Below are 7330 nucleotides of genomic sequence, written 5' to 3'. Positions count from 1 at the left end.
CCCCCCGCCCCCTCGCCTCCGGGCTGATCGCGCTCGTCGCGACCGGTGCCCTGCTCTTCGGCGCGACCCCGGCCCTCGCCGCGGAGAACCCGCAGAAGCCCCTCTCCTCCTCCGAGGAGGCGCCGACCGGCCTCGCTCCCGCGAGCGAGTCGCCCGAGGCCGCCCAGCAGACCGCCCGCGCGGCCGTCAGCTACTACAACGCCCTCGTCGGCGGCGAGGAGCTGGCCGCCGGACAGCGGATCGTCTCGGGCACGAACGGCTACTCGTTCCGGATGCAGACCGACGGCAACGCCGTGGTCTACGACCCGCAGGGCCGCCCCACCTTCGCCACGAACACCCAGGGCCGCGGCGACCACCTGGTCATGCAGACCGACGGCAACATGGTCGTCTACTCCGCCAAGGGCGGCCCCGTGTGGAGCACGAACACGATCAACGAGGCGGGAGCCTCGGTGATCATGCAGCCCGACGGCAACCTCGTCGTCTACCGCGAGAACGGCTCGCCCGCCTGGGCGAGCAGCGTCCGCCGCGTCATCGCCGAGCCGGTGACCGACACGCTGTTCACGGAGCAGACCCTCCGCCCCGTCCACCAGCTCACCTCCGCCGACGGCCGCTTCAGCGCCGTCATGCAGAACGACGGCAACTTCGTCGGCTACGGCCCCCAGGGCGCCGTCTGGGGCACCGGCACCGGCGGCTCCGGCAACCGCATCACCATGCAGAAGGACGGCAACGCCGTCATCTACGGCTCCGACGGCTCCGTCAAGTGGTTCTCGGGTACGCGCGGCAAGGACCTCCGCCTGGGCATCAACAACGCCGGCTCGCTGATCATCGTGAACCCGTCCGACGACGTGATCTGGACCAGCCAGGCCGCCTTCCCCTCGACGACGCTCTACGCGGCGAACTCGCTCGAGGCGGGCAGCTTCCTCCGCTCCGCGAACGGCGTCTACCGAGCGGTGATGCAGGCGGACGGCAACTTCGTCGTCTACGGCAAGAACGGCCCGATCTGGGCGTCGAAGACCACCCGCGCAGGCGCCTTCTTCGCCATCGACACCAGCGGGCAGATCGCCGTGGGCACCGAGACGACGAGCGGATGGTCGGTCGTCCCGCCCGCCGCGTCGGTCGGCCCCTACAAGCTCGTCATGCAGGACGACGGCAACCTCGTCGAGTACGACAGCCGCCGCGCGGTCTGGGCCAGCCGCGGCTGACGCCCCTCCGCCACGACGCCCCCTGGTCCCCGGACCGGGGGGCGTCGTCGTCTCCCCCGCCGTGGGACGATTCCCCCGACCCCGCCGCCCTCCCCGACAGGAACCCTGCGATGACGCACCTCCCCTCCGGCCGCTCCCTGACCGCCTCCCTCGCGGCGCTCGCCGCCACGGGCGCGCTCCTGCTGGGCTCGCTGCCCGCTGCCGCGGTCGAGGCCCCGCCCTCGGCGTCCTCCGCCGTCGCCTCCGCCGCCGTCCTCCGTGCCGGCGAGCAGCTCGCGCGCGGCGAGCGCCTGGTGTCCCCCGACGGCGCCTCCTCCCTCGTGATGCAGACCGACGGCAACGCCGTGGTCTACGCCGCCGGCGGCCGTCCCACCTGGGCCTCGGGCACGCAGGGGCGCGGCGACAGCCTGCGGATGCAGGACGACGGCAACCTCGTCGTGTACGCCGCGGACGGGCGCCCGGTCTGGGCGAGCGGCACGGTGGCCGACCCGGGCGGCGAGCTGCGGATGCAGGACGACGGCAATCTCGTGATCTACCGCCGCAGCGGCTCGGCCGCCTGGGCCAGCAGCATCGGCGGCCGGATCGACGAGCCGCGCACCGACACCCTCCGCCGCGGCAGCACCCTCTACGCGGGGAACCGGCTCGCCACCCAGGGAGGCACCACGGCGGTGATGCAGGCGGACGGCAACCTCGTCGTCTACGGACAGGGCGGGGCTCTCTGGGCGAGCGGCACCCGCGGCCGGGGCAACGTCCTCCGGATGCAGGACGACGGGAACGCCGTGGTCTACACCGCGGACGGCGCGCCCCTGTGGGCCTCGGACACGTCCGGCGAGCCGGGCGCCACGATGGTCCTCCGCGAGGGCGATCTCCGGATCGCGGACGACTCCGGCGTCCTCTGGAGCAGTGCCGCGCTCGTCGTGCGCGACTCGCTCTCCCCGAGCGGCCTCGTCGTCGCGGGCACGCGGCTGACCTCGGCGAGCGGGCAGTGGCGGGCCGAGATGCAGCGCGACGGCAACTTCGTCGTCTACGGGCCGAACGGCGCGGACTGGGCGACGAACACCTCCTCCGCCTCCGGTGCCGCCTTCTCGATGAGCTCCGAGGGCCGGCTCGACGTGGCCGACTCCCGGATCCTCTGGCTGCGGTTCCCGAGGATCTCCTTCGGCATCGGCCAGAGCGGCGTCGTCGCGCCCTACCGCCTCGTGCTGCAGGACGACGGCCGCCTCGTCGAGTACGACGGCATCGGACGGGCCGTCTGGGCCAGCCGGGGCTGACGCGCGACGCATGATGGAGGGGTGAGCGACCCCGGCGACTTCATCCGCTCGGCCCTGGAGTACGAGGGCGACGTCTGGCGCGCGCAGGACGTGCGCGAGCGCCTGGGAGCAGGGCTCGACTCGACAGGCGCCTCGGTCGGGGCGGTCCGCGGCACCGTCCGCGACGCGCTGAGGAAGTTCCGCTCGCTCGAGCACGACGACGTGACCGCCCTCTCCTCCGAGCTGTGGGAGCCGGCGGTGTTCGAGCCGCGGCTGGCGGCCGTCGTGCTGCTGCAGTCCCGAGCCGAGTGGCTGCGCGGCTCCGACCTCACCCGGCTCGAAGGCTTCGTCCGCGACTCCCGCGTGGACGAGCTGAGCGACCCGCTGGCCCGCGACGTCGTCGCTCCGCTCCTGGCCGGGCTGCTTGGTGCGGCGCGGACCCGGGCGGACGCGGTCCTCGACCGCTGGGAGGCGGAGGGCGGGCGCCTGGCGCGCGCGGCCTCCCTGGCGCGGGCCTCGGTCCCGACGGAGCACGGCTGAACGGCCGCTCGGACCGACCGCCCCGCGGAGCCGGACGCCTGCTCAGGTGGCCCGGTACTCCTGAGCCGCCGTGCCGTCCGCCACCCGGATCCGCGTGTCGAACTTTAGGCCCGGATCGACCCGGTGCGCGATCAGGACCACCGTCCGCCCCTCGGCGGCGCGGAGCAGATCCCCGAGCAGGGCGTCGGCCACGGGAGCGTCCACCGACGCCGTCGGCTCGTCCAGCACCAGGACGCGGAAATCGGCCAGGAGTGCGCGCGCGAGGGCGATCCGCTGAGCCTGGCCGCCCGAGACGAGCGAGCCCCGCTCCCCCACCCGCGCGTCGAGCCCGCCGCGTGCAGCGACCCAGGGCCCGAGCCCGACCCGCTCGAGCACCGCCTCGAGCACGGCGCCATCGGCCTCGGGCCGCGCGAAGAGGAGGTTCTGCCGGATCGTGTCGTCGAAGAGGTACGGCTGCTGCTCCACGAGTCCGACCCGCTTCCGCACCTCCGCCTGCGGCAGCGTCCGCGCCTCGACCCCGCCCAGGAGGTAGCTGCCGGAGTGGTCGAGGAAGCGCACCAGAGCGTGCGCGAGCGTGGTCTTCCCGGACCCGCTGCCGCCGGTGACGAGGACGCGCGCACCCTCCGGCAGGTCGAGCGAGACGCCCCGCAGCGCGGGCGTGTGCGCGCCGGGCCAGCTCACCGACAGGTCGCGCAGGACGATGCCGGCGCCCCGGGGAGCCGGGGCGTCCGGGTCCACGTCCGCGTCGGTCGCGAGCGCCGGCGACGCCGCCTCGGCGTCCAGATCAGCCAGGCGCTGAGCGCTCGAGAGCGCGGTGCGCGCCGCCTGCACAGCGAGCGGCGCGGCGGCGGCGATCTCGAACACCGCGAGCGGCACGAGCGCGACGACACCCAGCGCCGGACCGCCGAGGTCGCCGATCACCGGGATCCCCAGCGCGAGGCCCGCCCAGACCGCACCACCCGAGCACAGGGCGAGGACGGCCGCGGCCAGTCCGGCGGAGGCCGCCCGTCGACGCGCCGCCCGGGCGAGCGACTCCTCCGCGCGTGCCACGTCCGCCAGAGCGTCACCCGCCGCATCGAAGGCGATGAGCACGTCGAGGCGGGTGACCAGCAGGTTGAGGCGCTCGGCGAGCTCCCCGCGCAGCGGCGCCAGCTCGCGGTCCGCCTGCGCGGAGAGCCGGCCGGCGCCCAGAGCCCCGCCGGCGAAGGCGAGGACGAGCAGCGCCAGCAGCACGGCGCCCATCGCCGGCAGCAGCAGCCAGACGCCGACCACGGAGACCGCAGCGACCAGCGCCGCGACGACCAGCGGCTGCACGACGCGCAGCGGCACGTCCTGCTGGGCGTCGACGTCCGCCACCACCCGGGAGACCAGGTCGCCGCGGCGCACGCGGCCCAGCCCGTCCGGCGCGACCGGCACCAGGCGCTCGTAGACGCCCGCCCGGAGCTCCGCGAGCGCGCGGAAGGCGGCGTCGTGGCCGGTCAGCCGCTCGAGGTAGCGGAAGAAGGCCCGCGCCAGCGCGAAGGCCCGCACGCCCACAACGGCCATGGAGAGGAACAGGATCGGCGGCTGCTCGGCCGCGCGGACGATCAGCCAGGCCGAGCAGGCCAGCAGCGCCACGACGGCCGAGGAGGAGAGCAGCCCGAAGGACAGACCCGGCAGGAAGCGGCGCGGCCCGGGCATCGCGGCGCGGAGGACGTCGGAGCGGTTCACCTCGCGACCGCCCCCGCCGGCGCCAGGGCGATCACGGCGTCGGCCGCCGCGATGGTCGCGGGCCGGTGGCTGGCGACGACGACGATCGTCCCGCTCTCCGCCAGCGTCCGGAGTCCGGCGAGCAGCGCCCGCTCGGACTCCTCGTCGAGGGCGGCGGTCGGCTCGTCCAGGGCCAGCACCGCGCACCCGCGCTCGAGCAGGCGGTGCACGGCGCGGGCGACGGCGACGCGGGCGCTCTGCCCGCCCGAGAGGCCCGTCCCCTCGGCGTCGAGCCGGCGCTCGGGGTCCACGTCGACGGCGGCGATCGCCAGGGCCCGCCGCACGCGCTCGGGGTCCGGCGAGAGTGCTCCGAGCCCGACGGCGGAGGCGACGCTCCCCGGGAGCAGGTCGGGCCGCTGGCCCGCCCAGGCGAGCGTCGACAGCAGATCCGCGACCGGCGACCCGCCGAGCAGCAGCGTGCCCGAGAAGGGCACGAAGCCCGCGAGCGCGGCGAGCAGCGTCGACTTCCCGGACCCGCTGGGCCCGGTCACCACGGTGATCGACCCGACGGGGAGCACCGCGTCGACAGGAGCGAGCGTCCGCCCGCGTCCGTCGTCGACCGCGAGACCCCGCAGCTCGAGCGCCCCCGTCGCCGCCGGGGCCTTCCCGCGAGCGGGCAGAGCCGCCGCGCGCTCGAGGACGGCGAAGGCGCGGTCCGCCGCCTGCACCCCGTCGGCCGCCGCATGGAACTCGGCACCGACCTGCCGCACCGGCAGGAACACGTCCGGCGCCAGCACCAGGACGAACAGCCCGACGGCCAGCCCCAGCGAGCCGTCGACGAGCCGCAGCCCGATCGAGACGGCGACCAGCGCGACCGAGAGCGAGCCGGCGAGCTCCAGCACGAAGCCGCTGACGAAGGTCACCCGCAGCACCTTCATCGTGTGCACGCGGTAGTCCTCGGTCAGCGCGCGGATCCGCGTCGCCTGCCGCTCGGCCCGCCCGAAGATCTTGAGCGTCGCGAGGCCGCCGACGGTGTCGACGAAGCCGGACGCGAGCGCCTGCAGCCGCTCCCACTGCCGCGCCTGCACGGCCTGGGTCGCCCAGCCGATCAGCACCATGAACACCGGGATGAGCGGCAGGGTCACCACCAGGAACACCGCGCTGAGCGGATCGGCGAGGAAGACCACGAGTGTCAGGAGCGGCGTCGCCACCGCGGTGGCGATCAGCTGCGGGAGGTAGCGGGCGAAGTAGCCGTCGAGGGAGTCCAGTCCGCCGCCCAGCAGCGCGACGACCCCGCCCGAGCCCCCTTCGGAGCGGCCCGCCGGGCCGAGCTCGACCAGTGCGGCGAGGACCGCCTGCCGCAGCTGCGCCTTCGCTCCTGCTCCTCCGCGCACCGCGTTCACCTCGGTCGCCCAGGCGAGAGCCGCCCGCGCCGCGACGACCGCGAGCAGGGCGGCCAGCAGCGGCGCGAGATCGTCGGCGGTCCTCCCGTCGACCGCACCGGCCACCAGCTGCGCCACGAGCCACGCGAAGGCGACGATCGCCAGGGTCCTCGCCAGCGCGAGCACCCCGCCGAGCAGGAGGAACACGCGGGCCGCCCGGGCGTAGCGGAGCAGGCGCGGATCGAGGGGCTTCACGTCAGTGGGCGTCGACCGGGATGTGCGCGCGGCTGATGCGCTTGCGGAAGATCCAGTAGGTCCAGGCCTGGTAGCCGACGATGAGCGGCACGAACACCAGGGCGGTCCAACTCATGACCGTCAGCGTATAGGGCGTGCTGGAGGCGTTCTCGATCGTCAGCCCGTAGGCGGGGACGTTCGAGGCCGGCATCACCGCGGGGAACAGCGTCGCGAAGAGGGCGAGCACGGCGAGCGCGATGGTGCCGGCCAGCAGCGCGAAGGCGCGTCCCTCCCGGCCCCGCGTGATGGCGAGCCAGCCGCCGACGAGGGTCGCGGCCGCGCCCGCCGAGAGCGCCCAGGAGGCGGTGCTCCCCTGGCCGAGGTTGGTCCAGGCCAGGAAGACCGCGGCGACGACCACGGTGAGCAGCCCCGCGCGGGTCGCCAGGCGGCGCGCACGCTCGCGGATCCCCCCCTCCGTCTTCAGGGCGACGAAGACGACTCCGTGCGTGAAGAAGAGCAGGAGGGTCGTCGCTCCGCCCAGCAGGGCGTAGGGGTTCAGCAGGTCCAGGACGGTGCCGGTGAAGTTGTGGTCGGCGTCCATCGGGACGCCCTGCACGATGTTCGCGAAGGCCACGCCCCAGAGGAAGGCGGGCACCGCGGAGCCGACGACGATCATCGTGTCGAAGCGCCGCTTCCACTGCGCCTCCGGACGCTGGTGCCGGTACTCGAACGAGACGCCGCGGGCGATCAGCGCGAGCAGGATGAGCAGAAGCGGCAGGTAGAACCCGCTGAAGAGCGTGGCGTACCACTCCGGGAACGCGGCGAACAGGGCTGCGCCGGCAACGATCACCCACGTCTCGTTGAGGTCCCACACCGGGCCGATCGTGTTGATCAGCACGCGGCGGTCGGTGTCGTCGCGCCCGAGGAACGGGAGCGACATGCCGACGCCGAAGTCGAACCCGTCGAGGACGAAGTAGCCGATGAAGAAGAAGGCGACGATCCAGAACCAGAGAACGGCGAGATCCATGAGGGG

Annotated in this window: 6 protein-coding genes; 3 read left to right on the top strand and 3 right to left on the bottom strand. The window is 74.6% G+C overall.

Annotated elements, in window-relative coordinates; translation table 11 throughout:
- The 3 genes from C5C25_RS02730 to C5C25_RS02720 all read left to right on the top strand — a co-directional run.
- On the top strand, positions 1–1202 hold a 1202-nt coding region (locus tag C5C25_RS02730), incomplete at its 5' end, for a hypothetical protein (RefSeq protein WP_104249637.1).
- Positions 1203–1312: 110 nt separating this feature from the next.
- On the top strand, positions 1313–2473 hold the full coding sequence (locus C5C25_RS02725) for a hypothetical protein (protein WP_181133616.1): 1161 nt from the start codon (positions 1313–1315) through the stop codon (positions 2471–2473).
- Between the two features lie 21 nt (positions 2474–2494).
- Positions 2495–2992 carry a DNA alkylation repair protein gene (locus C5C25_RS02720; protein ID WP_104233754.1) on the top strand — a complete coding sequence of 166 codons (498 nt, stop codon included), beginning with the start codon at positions 2495–2497 and terminating at the stop codon, positions 2990–2992.
- 42 nt (positions 2993–3034) lie between these two features.
- Here the strand turns inward: C5C25_RS02720 and cydC are convergent, their stop codons facing one another.
- From cydC to cydB, 3 genes are read right to left on the bottom strand one after another with little or no spacing between them, the layout of a single operon-like run.
- Positions 3035–4702, bottom strand: a complete 1668-nt coding sequence (cydC, locus tag C5C25_RS02715; RefSeq protein WP_104249636.1) for a thiol reductant ABC exporter subunit CydC — start codon at positions 4700–4702, stop codon at positions 3035–3037.
- Positions 4699–6318, bottom strand: a complete 1620-nt coding sequence (gene cydD / locus C5C25_RS02710; RefSeq protein ID WP_104249635.1) for a thiol reductant ABC exporter subunit CydD — start codon at positions 6316–6318, stop codon at positions 4699–4701. The genes cydC and cydD overlap by 4 nt, the downstream gene beginning before the upstream one ends.
- A gap of 1 nt (position 6319) precedes the next feature.
- Positions 6320–7324, bottom strand: a complete 1005-nt coding sequence (cydB, locus tag C5C25_RS02705; RefSeq protein WP_104223117.1) for a cytochrome d ubiquinol oxidase subunit II — start codon at positions 7322–7324, stop codon at positions 6320–6322.
- Positions 7325–7330: the final 6 nt, after the last annotated feature.

The sequence above is a fragment of the Rathayibacter sp. AY2B9 genome, from assembly GCF_002931595.1.
Taxonomy (GTDB): Bacteria; Actinomycetota; Actinomycetes; order Actinomycetales; family Microbacteriaceae; genus Rathayibacter.
The sequence above is the reverse complement of the archived record's forward strand: the minus strand, read 5'-3'. Positions and strand labels throughout refer to the sequence as shown.

Coding starts and splice junctions, on each gene's coding strand:
- C5C25_RS02725 (WP_181133616.1), top strand. CDS start 1,313: ATGACGCACCTCCCCTCCGGCCGCTCCCTGACCGCCTCCCTCGCGGCG.
- cydB (WP_104223117.1), bottom strand. CDS start 7,324: ATGGATCTCGCCGTTCTCTGGTTCTGGATCGTCGCCTTCTTCTTCATC.